Source organism: Mycobacterium sp. AT1 (genome assembly GCF_002043095.1).
Taxonomy (GTDB): domain Bacteria; phylum Actinomycetota; class Actinomycetes; order Mycobacteriales; family Mycobacteriaceae; genus Mycobacterium.
Map to the genome: position 1 here is coordinate 1 of NZ_MVOC01000082.1, position 18,005 is coordinate 18,005.

Annotated in this window: 12 protein-coding genes; 6 read left to right on the forward strand and 6 right to left on the reverse strand. The window is 63.9% G+C overall.

The window, feature by feature from the left end; all coding sequences use genetic code 11:
* Positions 1–395: 395 nt before the first annotated feature.
* The 4 genes from B1790_RS31290 to B1790_RS31305 form a co-directional block, all read right to left on the reverse strand.
* Positions 396–5,348: an NAD-glutamate dehydrogenase gene (locus tag B1790_RS31290; RefSeq protein WP_079927175.1), complete on the reverse strand. Its 4,953-nt coding sequence runs from the start codon at positions 5,346–5,348 to the stop codon at positions 396–398.
* A gap of 119 nt (positions 5,349–5,467) precedes the next feature.
* On the reverse strand, positions 5,468–6,853 hold the full coding sequence (locus tag B1790_RS31295) for an MFS transporter (RefSeq protein ID WP_079927176.1): 1,386 nt from the start codon (positions 6,851–6,853) through the stop codon (positions 5,468–5,470).
* A gap of 82 nt (positions 6,854–6,935) precedes the next feature.
* Positions 6,936–7,856, reverse strand: a complete 921-nt coding sequence (locus tag B1790_RS31300; protein WP_079927177.1) for a phosphate acyltransferase — start codon at positions 7,854–7,856, stop codon at positions 6,936–6,938.
* Positions 7,857–7,863: 7 nt separating this feature from the next.
* The gene (locus tag B1790_RS31305; protein WP_079927178.1) at positions 7,864–8,346 is read right to left on the reverse strand and encodes an HD domain-containing protein; all 483 of its coding nucleotides are present in this window, start codon (positions 8,344–8,346) and stop codon (positions 7,864–7,866) included.
* A gap of 413 nt (positions 8,347–8,759) precedes the next feature.
* On the opposite strand from B1790_RS31305, the gene B1790_RS31310 reads away from it, so the two are divergent.
* The 6 genes from B1790_RS31310 (at position 8,760) to pdxS (ending at position 15,362) form a co-directional block, all read left to right on the forward strand.
* On the forward strand, positions 8,760–9,554 hold the full coding sequence (locus tag B1790_RS31310) for a GntR family transcriptional regulator (RefSeq protein WP_079927179.1): 795 nt from the start codon (positions 8,760–8,762) through the stop codon (positions 9,552–9,554).
* A 325-nt stretch (positions 9,555–9,879) separates the two neighbouring features.
* Positions 9,880–10,668 (forward strand): SDR family NAD(P)-dependent oxidoreductase, encoded by a 789-nt coding sequence (locus B1790_RS31315; RefSeq protein ID WP_079927181.1) that lies wholly within the window; start codon positions 9,880–9,882, stop codon positions 10,666–10,668.
* A gap of 65 nt (positions 10,669–10,733) precedes the next feature.
* The gene (locus B1790_RS31320; protein WP_079927183.1) at positions 10,734–11,933 is read left to right on the forward strand and encodes a pyridoxal phosphate-dependent aminotransferase; all 1,200 of its coding nucleotides are present in this window, start codon (positions 10,734–10,736) and stop codon (positions 11,931–11,933) included.
* Positions 11,934–11,956: 23 nt separating this feature from the next.
* Positions 11,957–13,192: an alpha-D-ribose 1-methylphosphonate 5-triphosphate diphosphatase gene (locus B1790_RS31325; protein ID WP_079927184.1), complete on the forward strand. Its 1,236-nt coding sequence runs from the start codon at positions 11,957–11,959 to the stop codon at positions 13,190–13,192.
* 109 nt (positions 13,193–13,301) lie between these two features.
* Positions 13,302–14,303: an ATP-grasp domain-containing protein gene (locus B1790_RS31330; RefSeq protein ID WP_079927185.1), complete on the forward strand. Its 1,002-nt coding sequence runs from the start codon at positions 13,302–13,304 to the stop codon at positions 14,301–14,303.
* A gap of 81 nt (positions 14,304–14,384) precedes the next feature.
* On the forward strand, positions 14,385–15,362 hold the full coding sequence (gene pdxS, locus B1790_RS31335) for a pyridoxal 5'-phosphate synthase lyase subunit PdxS (protein ID WP_255407316.1): 978 nt from the start codon (positions 14,385–14,387) through the stop codon (positions 15,360–15,362).
* A gap of 211 nt (positions 15,363–15,573) precedes the next feature.
* Here pdxS and B1790_RS31340 read toward each other — a convergent pair whose 3' ends face one another.
* Positions 15,574–15,966 (reverse strand): hypothetical protein, encoded by a 393-nt coding sequence (locus B1790_RS31340; protein ID WP_079927188.1) that lies wholly within the window; start codon positions 15,964–15,966, stop codon positions 15,574–15,576.
* Between the two features lie 296 nt (positions 15,967–16,262).
* Positions 16,263–17,648: an SIR2 family protein gene (locus B1790_RS31345; protein ID WP_158083900.1), complete on the reverse strand. Its 1,386-nt coding sequence runs from the start codon at positions 17,646–17,648 to the stop codon at positions 16,263–16,265.
* Between the last annotated feature and the right edge of the window lie 357 nt (positions 17,649–18,005).

Genomic DNA, 18,005 nt, shown 5'->3' on the forward strand with positions numbered 1-18,005 from the left:
ATCCCGATCTGCATCCGAAGTCTGTTCCAATCTCTAGTTCCGCAGGTCTGCGCGAGACGCGGTGTCATTGGTGGCTGGTTCAACCCATTCAGCGCCGCTTCGAACGGCGCCGCGCAAGGGTCGGTTGGTCTTTCGTCGGGTGTCTTGCTGCGTGACGGCAGCATGAGTGAACGGCCGCCTCTTCGTCGCAGTCTGCGGCGGTCGTCACCTATGTCGTCAGTGCGGGGTGCCGTTCTTATCGGGGGCGCCGCCGATCCGCGCCAAGGTTCTCCTTCTGTCGAGGTGCCGCCGCGGCACCGTCAGGTCAGGGGGTACTGGAAGTGACGTCAGAGATGTTCGATCCGAGGCCCGCGCGCGGAACTGTCGTCAAACCCGTTGATGCTCAGCCTCATCGGCTACACCGCAGTCGCTGTCTCGGTGTGAACCGATGGGTGAGGTGAGCTGGCATCCGGGTGTATTCGACGAATGGTGATCAACGTCTTGAGCGTCTTGACGGCAACGGTAAGTTTGCCCAGATCAGGCTGCTCCTCGCCGACGAGTTCGGTCAGGGTTGACGCAGCGTGGTTGACGTCGGCCAGTCCACGCTTTTCCCATTCGTCGATGCGTTGCTCGATCGACAGGCCGGCGGTCGTTTGATCCAGGACTTGCTCCACCAGGCTCTCCTGCGTGTGGTGGATGTCGTCGCGGATTGCCGCTCTGGCCATCATTTGCCACCGATCTTCGCGCGGCAGGGCTTCTGCGTGGGTGACGAGGGTCGAGAATCCCAATCGGTCGCCGAGCGAGAAGTACAACTTCGCAATGTCACGTGGTTCGACTGGTCTCGGATGATCGAGAATCGTGTTGACGATGGTCAAGATTGACTGGGCGCGTGGCATGACGGCCACGCGTTCGGCGATGTCCTCGGGAACGCCGGACTCGGTGAGTCGTTGCTTTCGGGCCCGGAAGGCTGCGAGATCGTCGCCCTGCATCAGGGTGGGCAGTAACGCCAGAATGTTTTGGGCCATCAACCCCATGGTCGAGACAGCGACTCCTGCGTCGAGCAGCGGACCCCTGTTGTTGATCAGCCAGCGCGTTGAACGCTCTACCAACCCCCATACTTCAAGCCGCATTTCGGTCTGGAGTTCACTGCTGATGGTGTTGTCGAGGGCATTGATCTGATCGACGAAGGGGTCGATGTCAAAGATCGCCCGCGACGCGAAGTTTGCCTGCACCAATGCTTCCAGCGGTGCCCCCGTCTCTTCTGCGAGGCGATGACAGAACGTAATGCCCGCGCCGTCAACGAGTCTGTTGAGAATTTGTGTGGCGGTGATTTCCTTCCGCAGAGGATGCTGGTGAATCAGGTCGCCGTAGAGTTCTCGGACGGCTGGTGGAAAGTATTGCTCAGTAAACACGTCGAAGTAGCGGTTGCCAATGACGTTCGACGCCAGCAGATCTGACGTCAGCGCGATCTTCGTGTAGGCCAACAGCGTGGCCAATTCGGGCCCGGAAAGGCCCTCGCCGCGCCCCATTCGTTCGGTGACTTCCGCGGTCGAGGGAAGGAACTCCAGCTCACGATTCAACAGACCGCGCGACTCGAGTTCCCTCATCCAGTCTTCGTGCACGTGCAGGAGAATTGCACTCTCGGCGATCGAATCTGCCAACGCCGCATTCTGGCTGTAGTTGTCGCGGATGACCAGGTTTGCGACGTCGTCTGTCATGGACAGCAGTAGGGCGTCACGCTGACCGCGGGTGAGCCCGTTCTGATTGACGGCCGACGCGAGCAGTATCTTGATGTTGACCTCACGGTCGGAGGTGTTCACACCCGCGGCGTTGTCGATGAAGTCGGTGTTGATTCTTCCGCCATGCCCTCCGCAGCCGAACCGCGCATACTCGATGCGCGCTCGTTGTGTTAGGCCGAGATTTCCGCCCTCACCGATGATGTGGGCTTTAACGGCCCGTGCGACTACACGGATTCCGTCGTTGGCCTTGTCTCCCACCTCGGTGTCGGTCTCGGTGGACGCTCGGATGTACGTTCCGATGCCGCCGTTCCAGAGCAGGTCGACCTCGGCGAGCAAGATGGCGCGTATGACTTCGTCTGGCGTCATCGTGGTCGGTGCCGAATCGGCAGGGATGGACAATGCACGGCACATTTCAGGGGTGAGCGGGATGCTCTTGGCTTTCCTGGAGAAAACTCCGCCGCCGGCGGACAGGATCGACGGGTCGTAGTCGGCCCACGTCGAGCCCGGTGTGTGGAAGAGACGACGCCGCTCCGATCGAGAATACTCTGGGTCGGGGTCCGGATCGATGAAGATGTGCCGGTGGTCGAAGGCGGCGACGAGTTTGGTGTGTCGAGACAGCAGCATGCCGTTTCCGAAGACGTCACCGGACATGTCCCCGATCCCGACGCAGGTGAAGTCCGTTGTCTGGCAATCGATCCCGCGCTCACGAAAGTGGCGTTGCACCGACTGCCATGCCCCCCGTGCGGTGATTCCCATCTTCTTGTGGTCGAAGCCGACCGAACCGCCTGAGGCGAAGGCGTCGCCGAGCCAGAACTGGTAGTCAGCTGACACGTCGTTGGCGATGTCGGAGAACGACGCGGTTCCCTTGTCGGCGGCCACCACGAGATACGGATCGGCCCCGTCGTGGCAGACGACGCCGTCTGGGTGACGGACAGCACCGTCCGTGGTGGAATTGTCGGTGATGTCCAACAGCGCAGCGACGAACAGTTTGTAGCACTCGGTTGCCTCGGCGACCGCCGCCGCAGGTGTGACCGCGTCGGGCAACTTCTTGCAGAAGAAGCCTCCCTTGGCGCCGACCGGAACGATCAGGCTGTTCTTCACCATCTGGGCCTTGGCAAGGCCGAGGATCTCGGTTCGGAAGTCGTCGCGTCGGTCTGACCATCGCAGACCACCGCGAGCGATCAGACCGAATCTCATGTGCACGCCCTCGACGCGAGGGGAATGCACGAAGACCTCGAACAACGGTCGGGGTGCGGGGGTGTCGGGAATTGCGGTGGGTCTGACCTTGAGCGCCAGGCAGCGACTCGTTGCGCCCGATGTGGCCTTGTAGTGGTTGGTGCGGTCGGTCGCGTCGATCATCGTGGCGTACGAGCGCAGGATGCGGTCATGGTCGAGACTGTCGACGGCGTCGATGGCCTTCGAGACGGAGGCCATGGCCTCCGTGACGCGGGCGGCGCGCTGGCCGGTCGGGATGGTGGGATCGAATTTGGCTTCGAAGGCAGAGATCAGCATCCGGGCGACGTCGGCATTGCGGTTCAGTGTGTCCTCGATGGAGTCGGGTGCGAACGGCGACCCGATCTGCCGCATGTACTTGGCGTAGGCACGCAGTATCGATATTTGCCGCCATGACACGCCTGCCCGCAGCACCAGGCGATTGAAGCCATCGGCCTCCGACGAATCGTTGCGTACGGCGACGATGGCCGCTTCGAGCAGTCGCAGGCTACTGGGGTCGACCGAGGCGGACACGCGCAGCGTGAAGTCGTAGACGAACGCTGCCGGGTTCAGCCCCAACAGCTCATAGGCTCGCTCCTCGGTGACGTCGAGCCCGAAACTGGCCAGCACCGGCAATATGTCGCTCAGTTCCACGGGGCTTCCCAGCGTGTAGATCTTCAGACGTGCCTCTTGTGCCCGTTCGGCGTGCTGGGTCAGGTGCAAGCTCCACGGTTGGTCGGTAGGCGTGAGGTTCTCGATGCGACGGAGGTCGCGTGCTGCGGTGGTGGCCGTGTTCTCGGCCTGATAGGCAGGCGGGAACACAGCGGCGAACTTCCGTGCGTGGCCGGCGCCAACCGTCTCGCCGAACTCTGCGCGGGCGGCGCGCACGAATTCGTCTTGCCAGGACTGCGCTGCGTGGCTGACGAGGTCTTCCAGCTCGTCGGCGTCGATGTCGTCTTGGTTCTTGAGAGGGCTGTCGGGCCCCGGGCGTAGGACGAACCGGACCTGGGCGGTCCGTTGCTCCCCCAGTCGTGCGGTGAACTCGACCGAAGAACCGCCCAGGCGGGCGATGAGCACGTCGCTAATGCGTTCGCGCACCGCGGTGTTGTAGTGGTCGCGCGGCATATACAGGATGCAAGTGAGAAACCGTCCGTATGGATCGCGGCGGAGGAACAGCCGCGGCCTGTGCCAGCTCGACGTTGCGACCATTGTTTCGGCGATGGGCAGGAGATCGGTGACCGCTGCTTGGAACAACTCGTCGCGTGGGTAGGACTGGAGAATGTCGATGATGGTCGCCGCGTTGTCGCTGTCCGCGGTGAAGCCACACCCATGCAGAACGGCGGTCGCGGTGTGGCGAATGACGGGGATCCGGAACACCGACTCGCTGTACGCCGAGGATGCGTACAGACCGAGGAAGCGGTGTTCTCCGATGATCTCCCCAGTGGCCGGATCGAAGCGTTTGACGCCGACGTAGTCCAAGTATTCGGGCCGATGCACGGTCGACTTCGAGTTCGATTTGGTCAACACGAGCAGTCTTCGATCACGCGCTTGCTCACCAACGGCTTTAGGAAGGGGTCGCCGCTTCTTCCGTTCCGTCGCCGGCCGCAGAATTCCCAGCCCGACACCCTCCACAGGTTGGAGCAGTTCGCCCGTCGGCGTCGAGGTCAGGTCGTACTGGCGGTACCCGAGGAAGGTGAAGTTGCCATCGGCGAGCCAAGCCAGAAGTTCTCGTGCCTCGGCAATCTCGGTGTCAGAAATGCCAGGTGCGGTGCGGCTAGTGAGCTGGTCGGCGATGTCACAAGCCTTGTCCAGCATCTGCTTCTGATCTGTGGCGGTCTTGCGAACATCGGCGATGACCCGTCGCATCGAGAGTTCGATGGTCTTCAGCTGGTGCGGGTCGGTCTCGCGTTCGACTTCAATTTGGATCCACGCTTCGCGGCACACGGCGCTGTCGGGAGCGTCGGCGTCGACGACCTGGTTTGAGATGCCTCTCATCGTCCAGGTCGTCTTGTCACGCACTACCGAAATCTGAGGGTGAAGAGCCACGTGCACACCGCGCTGTTGGGCAGTGAGTTCCATGACCAGCGAATCGAACAGCATCGGAATGTCGTCGGTGACGATGGTGATCATCGTGTTGCCGCCCTGCGGGAGCGGTGGATCGTCGTGAGCTGACGGTGTCGCCACGTCCACCGCGTCGGTGCCCACGGGGCGCGTGGCGGCAAGTCGGATGTGATTTGCCGCCGTCCGGTACAGCTCTTCGGGGGTGCGGTGGGCGAGATCGGCACCGGGGACCAGTTCGTAGAACGACGCGACGGCACTAGCGGCTGTCGACTCCGACACGGTGTCGAGGTTCAACGGCCACCCCGCGGCGACGACGTTCTGCACTAGCTCCCGGTTGGCGCTGGAGAATTCGCGCACGACATTCCTTTTCTCGCGACGTCATTTCGGGCTTGCCTGCGACCGCCCGTGAAGGGCGATCGCAGGCTGCCCCTGAGATTCCTATGGGCGTGTGGCCGGCAACGGGTGTTGAGCGACCTCTAGGCGGATGCGGCGCGCAGACGCCATGACGGAAGCAGCAGCAGACCCGTCAGCAGGGCTAGCACGGCGAACGAGTAGAACAGCACCTCCGGCCCGAAGAAGCCCGGGATCAGACCGCCGAGAACTGCTCCGATGGAACCCGAGCCGTTGACGAACCCGACGGCTGCTCCCGCGTGGTCTTTGGTCCCGAAATCGACTGCGGCCGTGCCCGATATGACCGAGTCGGCGGCATACATCGACATCCCGATGACGCCGAGGATGACCGCAATCGTTGCGACGTTGCCGGTCGAGGTCAGCGGGATGAAGACCGCGGCGGCAATGGTCAACACGACCATGCTGATGACCGTTGCGGGAATACGCCGCGACTGGAACAGCCGATCGGAGGCCCAGCCAATGATGATCGGTCCCAACACGCCGCCGACACCGAAGGCCACCGGGACGATGACGGCTTCCAGGTTGCTCACCTGGGGTGCTCGTTTAAGGACGATGATCGGACCCCACAGCAGGATCGCGTACCGGGCTGGCTTCAAACAGAAATACGCCAGCCCCAGACGCAGGATCATCTTGTCGCGGGCGGCCACCATGAAGGAGTCACGGATGCCGCGAAACACGCCGACATTCTCGGGCTCGTCGGCGATGATCGACTCATCGGGTCCGTCGACCACCTTGACCGACCCCTCGACCGGGGTAGCGGACGTGCCCTTGCGCTCAGCTACCCACTCGTCGAGGTCCACGTCCCCCAGTCCCACGGACTTGGGTGAATCCCGTTGTGCGATAAACGTGATGACGAGGACGACGGCGACGACGATGGCGGTGGCGGTGGAGAAGAATGCAGCTCGCCAGGTGTGGAAGACGCTGTAGGACCACCACCCTGCGAAGGGGCCCGCCAACAGTCCGCCCAGCGCGTAATTCGTCGTCCACCATCCGAACACCCGGCCGCGTTCGCTGACCGCGAAGAAGGCCGACAGGTTCTTCGACAGCGGAGCCCAGCCCGAGGATTGCGCGAGGCCTTGGGCGATCATCAACGCCGCGAACCCGATAATGGCCGTCGTCACGCCCATCAGAGCGGCGGCAACCGCGGACACCGCCAGACCGGTCAGCAAAACCCGGCGAGGGCCGAACCGATCGGCGAGGGTTCCCCACACGAATTGTCCGACGGCATAGGCGGTCAAGTACGTGGCGTCGAGGACTCCCATCACCGGCTCAGTCATGGCCGTCATCGACGGGTCCCCGAGGATACCCACCTTTGCAGCCGAAAATGCCTGTCGGGTAAAGTAGAAGGCGAAGTAGACGATCCACGTCGCGGCGAAGATCTGTATGCGCCAGCGCCGAAGCTGGTCGACGGTCTTGGTGTGTGCTTTTTGGGGGTCCGACGTCAGGGCCATGAGTTCTTCCGTTCCGAAAAGTGTTGGACAACAGCTGTGTTCAGGCTTGGATCTCGTTATCAGATGGTCAAACGTGCGAGGTTCACGTGCGTCGCCCGACGTACTGGGACCAGGCGAAGTACTTTCTTCCCAGGCCGCAGGACGCCATTTGGGATCGTCGAGAGTCGCCACGCGAGGGCAGCACGATCGGGTAGCTGCCGCCCACGACTAGTCCGGCGACGACGGTCTCTGGTAGCCGCGCCGCCATTTTGACGATCCCGTTGGCAGATTCGATGTTGGGGCACACCAACAGATCCGCATCGCCGGCCACGGGTGAGTCGATTCCCTTGACGCGAGCGGCGTCTCGCGAGAGCGCAACGTCGAGGGCAACCGGACCCAAAGCCTGCGCCCGCGTTTGAATCCGCTCGGCGACCTCGGCCGCCTCGACTGATGACGGCATGGACGAGTTGACGGACTCGGCCGCCGAGAGAACGGCGACTTTCGGTCGGTGAATGCCCAGCGATTCCAACAGATCGATCGCGTTGTTGGCGATCACCTCCTTCAGTGCGACCGAGGGTGAGACGTTGAGCGCCCCGTCGGTGACGCACAACGGCTTGTGATACCCCACGCTGGGCATCTCGATGGTGAAGACGTGGCTCAGCCGACCCCCCTCTTTGGAGGCGCCGCCGCTGCGCAGCACAGCGCGCATCAAGACGTCGGTCTTGATGTTGCCCTTGATCATGAGACCGACGTCGCCCGCTGCGGCGAGGGAGGCCGCCAAGTCCGCAGCAGCCTCATCGCTGTCTACGTCGTGAAACACCCAGTCGGGCAACGCGATCTCAAGATCCGCTGCCAGATCCTGAACGCGCCGCCGGTCGCCGATGATGACAGGTGTTATCAGACCGGCCATGCAGGCACCGTGCACGGCATGTAGAGAGGCGGCGCTCAGGGGTTGCACGACCGCCGCCGGAACCGGGTCGAGGTCGACCGGCGGCGGTTCGTGCAGCAGCGTTTGCTCCATCATGGGCGCGTCAGGATTGCTGCGCCGGGATGGACGTGGACCACACCCGGTGCAGAACGTCCTCGTAGGAGGACAAATCGTCGGTGATCGCCGTCCGGTCCTTGGCGCCGTCGTCCCAAATCCGCAGCTGCGCAGCGTCCTTGTGGAACGGGTGGGCTTGGAATTCGGTGACTTCTGCGGGTGTCATCGGGCCGCCCTGCCGTGCGAGCGAACGGACCGAGGCTGGGCTGAGATTGTCGCCATAGGCCGGATGCGTGGCTACCAGGTAGCGCTTGGCGGGCACGTGCTGGCCGACCAGGTAGGCGGCGCGCTCTGAGATGTGTTCGGCACAGAACAGGGAGCCGATGTACTCGTGGACGCCTTCCCCGTAGTAGTCCAGGACCGCGGGCGCGCGGCCGATGTCGTGCAGCAGCGCGGCGGCGACCACGACGTCGTCGCTGCCGGCGTCACGCGCCTGCTGGGCAGTCTGCAGAGCGTGCTGCAACTGATTCACTGCCTCGTCTTCATAGGGACTCTGCGCAGCAAGACGCAATATGCCAAGGGTGTCTGCAACAGAAAAGTGTGGGCTGGACAACGCATCGGGCCTTTCGTGAAGTGGGACACGGTCACTTAACCGTGTCCAACTTGACTAGTCAAGTGGAATCGAGCCACGGCGATCGTACGGCCCTTCGGTCGATGGCGCGCGTCGAGCGCCGCGATGACGTTCGGTAGGTCACCTCGCCAGCGGTTTGACCCGCTCGGGTCGGGCTTCATCCGCTGGGGAGATGTCTCATCGGCACGGCCGCCGACAGCTGCCGCGTCCCGACCACGCGCCGGTTTCGCGCGTTCAGGGCCGCACCTTCAAGCGGGTTGTGTGCCGTACAGTCCTGGTTTAGGCGTCCTAGAGGGCGAGGCGAGGCTCTACGGATGCGCACCTCCGTGGCAGCGGATCGGCCGCGGGCGTTCATGGGCAAGTGGAAGATTGGGGATGAGGTGGCCGACGACGGCAAGCCGCGCTACCAGACGATTGCGAATCTGCTCGAGCAGGAGTTGGCGCTGTTGGAGCCAGGCTCACTGGTCGCCTCAGAGCATGAACTTGCCAAGCGGTTCGGCATGAACCGACTCACGGCCAAGGCAGCCTTGGAGGAGCTGGAACGTCGCTACCTCGTGCGACGAAGCAAGGGCAAAGGGACCTACGTCGCTCGGCGTCTCCCCTACGTGGTGAGTCCAGGGTCCTCTGCCAGCTGGAGCGCAAGTGTGCGAACCGCCGGCGCAACGCCCAGTATCGCCACCGTCTCCTTGACCGAACGTCCTGCCTCGCAGAGCATTGCCGAACGCTTGAAGATCACCAAAGGTCAACGGGTCTTCATCCTGGTGCGAAGGAGATTCGTCGACGGCCTCATCGCGGGCTGCACCACCAGCTACCTGCCCGGTGACGTGCTGCCTCGGTTTCGTTCGCGCCTGTCAGACGACGCCTCACTGCATGACGTACTCGCAGAACATTACGGCATCGAACCGGTCCGGACCTGGGCAAAGGTTGAGCTGAGGCCCGCCCCGGCCGACGTCGCAGTCCACCTCGAACTGCGCGGAGCGCCCATGGTCCATCGGCTATCCGCCCTCCTGGAGGAACCCCGCGCTCATGGACGGGTCATCGAGTTCGGCGAGACGTGGTTACGCCCCGACGCAGTCGACCTCATCATCGAGATGAAACGCGCTGACTGACGCGGTCCAGCGTCTAGGTGCCTACCGCTCAGCCGGGTCGACACCTGGCGTGACGCTGCCGCATCCCCCTGCAACTCACTTGAAAACCTTGGTCTTTCGCCGCTGCGTCGGATGACACCTGTTGTCGGAGTGGCCAATCGGCTCCCACTGGCCCATCCGGACGAGGTCGGCCACAGCGCCGACGCAGCCGTCGCCGTGACCCCAAGGTCGTAACCGCCGACGCCCGCTGCGTACCTACGTTTCTACTTGACTAGTCAAGGCGGGTTGATTAGCGTCGACCACCGGCGGGCTCGGACCCGTCGCCAACCCACAGTCAGGAGTTGCCTTGAACCTCGACCTCACCGGCCGCGTCGCTCTCGTCGCGGGCGGCAGCAAGGGCATTGGTCGTGCAATCGCCATCGAACTCGCCGAACTCGGTGCGTCGGTGGCCATCGGAGCACGCGGTCGCGAGGCCCTCGACGAGGCTGCAGCCGCGATCGCGGCCGTGGGGGAAGCGCCCTTCGTGTTTCAGGGCGACCTGTGCGACACCGCGACGATCGAGGGCATGACCGCCGAGGTGGTCAAGCACTACGGGAAGCTTGACATCCTGGTCAACAACGTCGGGGATTCGATCATGGGCCACGACTGGCGCACCGGTGACGCCGAATGGGCATCCATGCTGGAAACCTCGCTGATGAGCGCCGTACGGTGCTCGCGCGCGGCGATACCGCACTTGCTCGAGAGCGAGCACGGACGCATCATCAACATCTCGTCGGTCAACGGCCACCAGCCACCGGCCGGCCGCGGCGACTACAACGCCTCGAAGGCAGCAGTCCTCGCCTTCTCCAAGACAATCGCCAACGAACTGGCCCCCAAGGTCACCGTCAACTGCGTCTGCCCGGCACGGATCGACACGCCCCTATGGCGTCGCATGGCGGAGTCGATGCTGGACGACACCAAGCAGACCATCGACGAGGTGCTTGACAGCGTCGCCAAGCGCGACGTTCCCATGGCACGCTTCGGGCGACCCGAAGAGGTGGCCGCACTTACCGCGTTCCTGGCCTCCGATCATGCCGCCTGGATCACCGGTGCCGCCTACAGAATCGACGGCGGCTACACCAAGTCCGCCACCTGATACCTGCCCGGTCCACACGTCGACACACCCCTCGTTCGTATCCCCTTCGCAGAACGGAACTCACCATGAGCAGCTCAGTTCACCATCCCCTCAAGTTCGCAGAGCGCATGTCCCACATCGGATCTGTCGGATCGTTCGACTTCGCAGCCCGCGCCAGGGCCATCGAGGCCGCAGGACACGACGTCGTGCACTTCGAGATCGGCGAGCCCGATTTCCCCACTCCCCAGAACATCGTCGACGTGGCGGTCAAATCCATGCGCGACGGCGCCACTTCGTACACCGCCTCTGCCGGTACCGCCGAAGCCCGCCGAGCAGCAGCCCAATACGTCAGTCCGCGAGCCGGATTCGACATCGAACCGGAGAGCGTCGTCTTCGTCCCCGGCAGCAAGAACGTCCTCTACTTCACCTTGCTGGCCCTCACCGAACCCGGCGACGACGTCATCATCCCGGACCCGGGGTACCCCACCTACCGAGCCTTGGTCGAATTCCTCGGGTGCCGCGCCGTCCCCCTGGCGCTGCGGGCAGAAAACGACTACCAACCCGATCCCGCCGAGCTGGCGTCCCTGATCACCGACAAGACCAGCTTGGTGGTGCTCAACGTGCCCGCCAACCCCACCGGGGGCGCGTTGCGGCGCGACACCGCAGAAGGACTCGCCGCCGTGCTCGCCGAACGACAGGTGCCGGTCTACACCGACGAGATCAACTGCAGGATCGTGTTCGACAGCCCCCACGTCTCCCTCCTGGAGATGCCAGGAATGCGCGACCTCACCATCGTGTCCGACGGCCTGAGCAAGGCCTGGTCGATGTGTGGATGGCGGCTCGGATTCGGTGTGATGCCGCCGCCGCTCGCAGAGCGCATCAGCAAGATCATGGTGCAGACCTCCGCGTGCACGGCGACATTCACCTTGGCCGCGGCCGTGGAGGCGTTCTGCTCCCCCGAGTCCGATCGTGCCGTGGAGTCGATGGTCAACGAATTCCGCCACCGGCGCGACATCATCGTGAAGCGCCTCAACGCAATCGAGGGCATCAGCTGCCACGCTCCCGCCGGCGCGTTCTACGTCTTCCCCGACATCACCGCCACGGGGTGGAGCGAAAAGGAACTGGCCAACGCGCTACTCGACGAGGCCCACGTGGCTGTCCTGCCCGGTACCGGCTTCGGCGAACAGGGCAAGGGCCACATCCGGCTGTCCTTCGCCACCTCCGAGGCCAAAATCGCCGAGGGAGTCCAACGGATCGAGCGCTTCCTCGCCGACAACAAGCGCTGAACCGCCGATCACCAACGCCAGGTATGACTGAGCCCGTCGATCCCGCGTCGCCGATCAGCGACTCGGGGTTGCGCGCCACCGTGGGTCGTGACGGCGCATACTCGACGGCAATGCACCAGCCGGTCGTGACCCTCAACGCCCGCCGCGTACTGGTTGCCGGGCGCGAAAGGTCCGACTGCTACGTCACCATCCGCAACGGTGTCGTCGACGCAGTCACCCGTCACCGGCCGCAGGGCAGCCATGTGGTGGAACTCGGATCGCTGGATCTCATACCTGGCGTGATCGACCTGCACTGCGACAGCCTGAACCGGCGGGTGCAGCCCCGGCCCGGGACCCGGTTCCCCCTGGGCCCCACCCTGCTCCAAGCCGACACGGAGGGGGTATCCAACGGAGTGACCACACAGTGCCTGTGCGTCACGGTCGACGAAGACCTCGTCGAATGGGGGGACATCGACGATCCTTTGGAGTGGTTGCACGTCCTGCAGGCTTACCGCCCTGGCCTTCGGACCGACACCTATCTGCACGTTCGGTTCGAACTCAGCACGCCCGTCGCGGCGCCCCCTGGCGAGCTGCTCGACAGCGACTACACCCGCCTCGTGTCCTACATGGTGCACGCCCCCGGCGTAGGTCAGTACACCCACGACCGGGCGGCATGGCACAAGCTGTACCTGCGCTCTCACCCAGGCTCCAGCGACGTCAAGGAACGTCTGGCCTCCGAGCGGCTGGCCCGCGCCAACGACATCACCGACGCCCGACGGCGCGTGGCCACCGCCGCGCGAACAGCTGGGATGGCGCTGGCATCCCACGACGACATCACCCCTGATGACGTCCTCGCAGCGGCGCAAGTGGGAGCGTCCATAGTCGAGTTCCCCCTGACCATGGAGGCCGCCGAACAAGCCCGCAGCTCAGGCATGGGAGTCATCGTCGGCGCTCCGAACGCCTGGCAAGGACGATCGCACCTTGCCTGGCTCTCCGCACGCACAGCCGTGCGCGCAGGAGTCGTAGACGCCTTGGTCTCGGACTATCACCCCGCCTCGATGCTGGAAGCCGCATACGGTTTGGCGCGCGACAAATGCGCCTCCTGGGCAGACGCCCTCAACCTCGTCACCCAAGGCCCAGCACGTCTTGCCGGGTTCACCGACCGCGGCCAAGTAACCGAAGGACTCAGCGCCGACCTCGCCGCCGTCGACATGGCAACTGGCACACCGATTGTGCGCCAGACATGGCGACACGGCACCCCCCGCCTGGGCCTTCCGTGAGCAGCACCCAGTCGTCAACGTGGCCGCCTGCCGTCAACCTCCGGCCCGTGCGCTCTGCGGAAGCGCGACGAGCGCTACTGAGTAGGGAAAGGACAATGGTCGTTCACCGATGCAGATCGTAATCTTTGCCGGCGGCACCGGGGCAGAGCGTGACGTTTCCCTGGCCTCGGGTAGCGTCGTCGGGACCGCGCTGCGCGAGGCAGGGCACGCCGTCACCGTGTGCGACCCAGGCTCACCCGAACTCGTCGTCGACCTCGACAGCCTTTCCGACGGCGTGCCAGTCGACTTCCCTTCACGCGAACAGTTGCAGGACGCCCACCGCGCGTTCCGGGAGCGGTTCTTCTCCTCGGCAACCACAGAATTGCTGCGTGGCACCGATATCGTCTTCAACTGTCTGCACGGAGGCTACGGCGAAGACGGGCGGCTGCACGGATATCTGGAGATGCTGGGCGTGCGCCATACGGGGGCACCATCGCGCACCTGCGCCACGGCGTGGGACAAGGAACTGTCCAAGAGGCTCGTGTCCAGCGCCGGGGTTCCTGTCGCAACGAGTTGGCTGGTCAAACCCGGCGACAATCCATCCGAGCACCCAAGCCTCGCAACGCGTCTAGAACCTGTTGTGGTCAAGCCCATTCACGGCGGCTCGACGCACGGTGTGATGCTGCTCGACCGAGGTCGCGACGTCTTCGAGCTGGGCGACCGCAGCGAAGTCCTCATCGTGGAGGAATTCCTCCCCGGCCGTGAAATGACGGTAAGCGTCGTGCAGAACCAGCCGCTGCCCATCATCGAAATCATCTCTCCGCGAGCCATTTTCGATTATGAAGCAAAATACCAACAGGGCGGTGCCGTCGAAGTATGTCCTGCGGACGTCACCACTGCGTATGAGACCCTCGTCCACGACAGCGCCGTTGCAGCCGCCGCAGCCATCGGGTTCGACGACACCGCATATTGCCGAATGGACTTCCGTGAGAACGGCGACGGCACCCCGACCTTCATCGAGGCCAACTCGCTGCCAGGCTTGACGCGAACCAGCCTCCTGCCTCGCGCCGCCGCCGCCGCGGGTCTCCCGTTCCCCGAACTATGTCAACGGCTCATCGACATCGCACCGTGAGAGCCGGCACCGTCCCTGCGACCACCCTCTGATTCACCCACCAGCAGCAGATCCCATCACGTACACAAGGCGGCACTACCCATGAACAAGACCACCGCAAGCCCGCGTGAATCTCAGCCCACGGATGGCCCCGCATCCACGGCGCCACCCGCGCCGCCACGCACCGTGCAGCCTCCCGCAGCCACGGGTACGGCGCGGGTGAAGCGCGGCATGGCGGAGATGCTCAAGGGTGGCGTGATCATGGACGTGGTGACGCCGGAGCAGGCGCGCATCGCCGAGGGTGCCGGTGCCGTCGCGGTGATGGCGCTCGAGCGCGTCCCGGCCGATATCCGGGCCCAGGGCGGGGTGTCGCGGATGAGCGATCCCGACATGATCGAGCGCATCATCTCCGCGGTCACCATCCCGGTGATGGCCAAGGCGCGTATCGGCCACTTCGTCGAGGCGCAGATCCTGCAGAGCCTCGGCGTGGACTACGTCGACGAGTCCGAGGTGCTGACCCCGGCCGACTACGCCAACCACATCGACAAGTGGCGCTTCACCGTGCCGTTCGTGTGCGGCGCCACCAACCTCGGCGAGGCGCTGCGCCGCATCACCGAAGGTGCGGCGATGATCCGGTCCAAGGGTGAGGCCGGCACCGGCGACGTGTCCAACGCCACCACCCACATGCGCAAGATCGGCGGCGAGATCCGCCGCCTGACATCGCTATCGGAAGACGAATTGTACGTCGCGGCAAAGGAATTGCAGGCGCCCTACGAACTCGTGGCAGAGGTGGCCCGGGCCGGCAAGCTGCCCGTGACGCTGTTCACCGCCGGCGGCATCGCCACCCCGGCCGACGCCGCGATGATGATGCAGCTCGGCGCCGAGGGCGTCTTCGTCGGGTCGGGCATCTTCAAGTCGGGCAACCCCGAGGAGCGCGGTGCGGCGATCGTCAAGGCGACTACCTTCTTCGACGACCCGGATGTGTTGGCCAAGGTGTCGCGCGGATTGGGTGAGGCGATGGTCGGCATCAACGTCGAGGACATCGCGCAGCCACACCGGCTCGCCGAACGCGGCTGGTAGGGGTGCGCCGTCAGCCCCGACAGCCGGGCTTTCGCACGGCGAAGTCTGACCGCTCGACGGGCCACCGCCGAGCCTGGTGCCGCAGCCACCCGCGCCCGCACGGCCGACCGCCCGGTGGCGCAGCGGCCCGGTGAGGCACGAGCATGCGTTCTTGCAGGCTAGTGGCTCCGCTGAGCGCATGCTGGCGCCGCTTTAGTCAGCCGGTAGCCCGCTAGTCGGCGGCCAGGTCGGAGACAGTGTCGCGAGGCCCTTCGGATAATTGCGCGACCACTTCGGGTCCGGCTGCGGCCCGATGGACTGCGCCTCGAAGAGAGGCACCGCCGCCTCGGTCATGCGCAGAGCGTTTCCGGAACGCGTCGAGCGTGACCGCCAACAGGTCCGAGTCGTCTAGCTTGTGATTGTCAAACACATACCCCGCCAGGCACTTAAAGCCGTGCACGAATCCCGAGCCGAGCGAATAGAAGGCCTTGGCGTGACGTTTAACCTCATGAGCGCGGCGCTTCTCAAACTCGGCCAGGTCAGCCTCGGCGATCGGATCGCGGCGCGCCTCCAGATGAAACAGGGCCGGCCCTCCGTGATGTGCTCTCACCCCATGCACGGTCACCGGCACAAGATTTCGTCGTCGACCCACACTGAGCGACGACCACCGGCCCGTCGGCCGCGAAGTCCTAGCGCGCCGCGGAACGTCGGGCCGTACGTGCTGCAAAATCTCACTTTCATGTCCAATTGGACATCAGGTGGACATCTCACTTGAGAATTGGACATCAAACTTGAGAAGCCACATGTGTCGAGATGCAGCGAAGATTGACAAGACACGCCTGGCTACATTGACAAGACTCGGGCGTGTCGCGGGAGCTCGTTAATCTTCGTTGCAAAAGACCAGTTCAGACGGCACAAGCCCTAGGTGAATCGCCTGTATCCCTTGAGCACTTCACGATAGCTCGACAGCTCAATTTCCAACTCTCGCCCAGCGAGCAGCTCGGCCCACGGCTCGGCTCCAAAGCGGGCCACTTGCTCGCGGAAGCGCTTCTCGGATTCTGGGGCTTCGTCGTCCCAGCTCTTCCCGACCGGCTTCCATCGATAGTCATGTACGAAGTTGCCTGCGGCCGGGTTGTGACGATAGCGGCCTTCGTAGCTAGGTAGCAGGTACTGCACGAAACCCGTTCTAAATTCCACATCTTCGCAGTACTCGCTGTATCGCGCATGGTCGGTGTCATTCTCGACTGCAACACCGGTAAGCAGATCCGCCAGGAAATGGCTATTCGGGTACACCCATCCGCCGCCTCCCCAGCGGGGTAGGCGGTTTATCACTTGATCGTCGAGAACGTTCACCAAGTGCAAGACGTCGGCGGCCACGACCGACCGTCCGGGGTGAAATGGGTCGTCCCAGTGGGGTCGCGTCAGGAGCGCAATCAGAACCTCGTCTTTGCCGTCCGCGACCGCTTCGATGCTCGCGACGCGCAGAGCAAGCAACGCCGGCATATTCCGAAAAGCGTCCGACGTCTGAACCATCTGGGGCTTCTGCCTGGTCGGCTTGTCGAGGAGCAGTTGGACGGCCTGTACCCATAGAGTCGTATGCGTGCCGTCGTCGTAACGTACGCCCTGCATAAGGAGCGTCAACAAGGGACGGGCGGCCTCCAACAAGCTGTCCAAGTGCTCATCGATCGACTTAAGATCGTTACTAGCAAGGGGTCTGGCCGCTACGCGTTCATTCACCGAACGGGCGTTGTCCAATATCAGATCGCGCAACTCGATTCTGCGAAGCGGGTCGGGTAGGGCGCGCTTCAATCGCGCGATTGACATCGCCGTGGTCAGCGGAGGCTCTGCGAGGCGGGTGAGAGCTTCGACGCTGGAGGCCAGCGACGTGAACAGGTCGTCAGCATGCGCTGCCGTGACGACGTGACCGCCGTGTAGTCGGAGTACGTTCTTAGCGGTGTCGCTCTTTGATGACCTACTGTCCCAGTAGAGCGGATAGCGACGGGGTGTCGCCTCTAGTGCGTCCACCAATGCCTTGTCCCATTCCGCCGACCATCCGCTGATCAACAGCCCGTATTCGTTGAAGACCTTGGTCAGCAGATCGATCCATTCGTCTGGGTACTGTTCTAGCTCATCGACGGTGTTGCGGAACTCTAGGTCGGCCCAGTCGCCATGCAGTTTGATCACCGTGGTAGCCGCGTGGGCTAGCGGAGTTGCCGCGGCGGTGGCAGTGGCGCGCGAAATTACCTGATAGGCAACACCTTCAGCCTCTAGGGCTTGCTCCATTAATCGGTCGAAGTTGGTTGTCACGATGACTCGCACCCACCCGCCTCTCGCCAACTCGGCAATAGCGTTATGAGCTGCCGTCGGGAGCTTCCGCCCTGCATCTCGATCTTCTTCGGTCGGTATGAAGTATTCCGCCATTAGACCTTGGCGGGCGGCTGACGATGGAGCGATAGCTGCTAGGAGGGACGAGTAGCCGAGCGGTTCGCCGTCACCATGCTCAGCCCACCATGCCTCGGGGTCATTAGTGGCCCACGCGAGCGAGTCCGGGTCGTCGGGGGCCGCCGCGGCCGCTGTCTTCTGCACGAGGTGCTGGACGATCTCCCATCCCGTGCTTATGCCCGCACTTCTCGAGGCGCCCGAGCCAAGCAACAGGGCGTAGAC

Bases quoted from the DNA above. Each gene is read 5' to 3' on its own strand.
- B1790_RS31295 (WP_079927176.1), bottom strand. From the start codon at position 6,853: ATGGCCCTGACGTCGGACCCCCAAAAAGCACACACCAAGACCGTCGAC.
- B1790_RS31300 (WP_079927177.1), bottom strand. From the start codon at position 7,856: ATGATGGAGCAAACGCTGCTGCACGAACCGCCGCCGGTCGACCTCGAC.
- B1790_RS31310 (WP_079927179.1), top strand. From the start codon at position 8,760: ATGCGCACCTCCGTGGCAGCGGATCGGCCGCGGGCGTTCATGGGCAAG.
- B1790_RS31320 (WP_079927183.1), top strand. From the start codon at position 10,734: ATGAGCAGCTCAGTTCACCATCCCCTCAAGTTCGCAGAGCGCATGTCC.
- B1790_RS31325 (WP_079927184.1), top strand. From the start codon at position 11,957: ATGACTGAGCCCGTCGATCCCGCGTCGCCGATCAGCGACTCGGGGTTG.
- B1790_RS31330 (WP_079927185.1), top strand. From the start codon at position 13,302: ATGCAGATCGTAATCTTTGCCGGCGGCACCGGGGCAGAGCGTGACGTT.
- pdxS (WP_255407316.1), top strand. From the start codon at position 14,385: ATGAACAAGACCACCGCAAGCCCGCGTGAATCTCAGCCCACGGATGGC.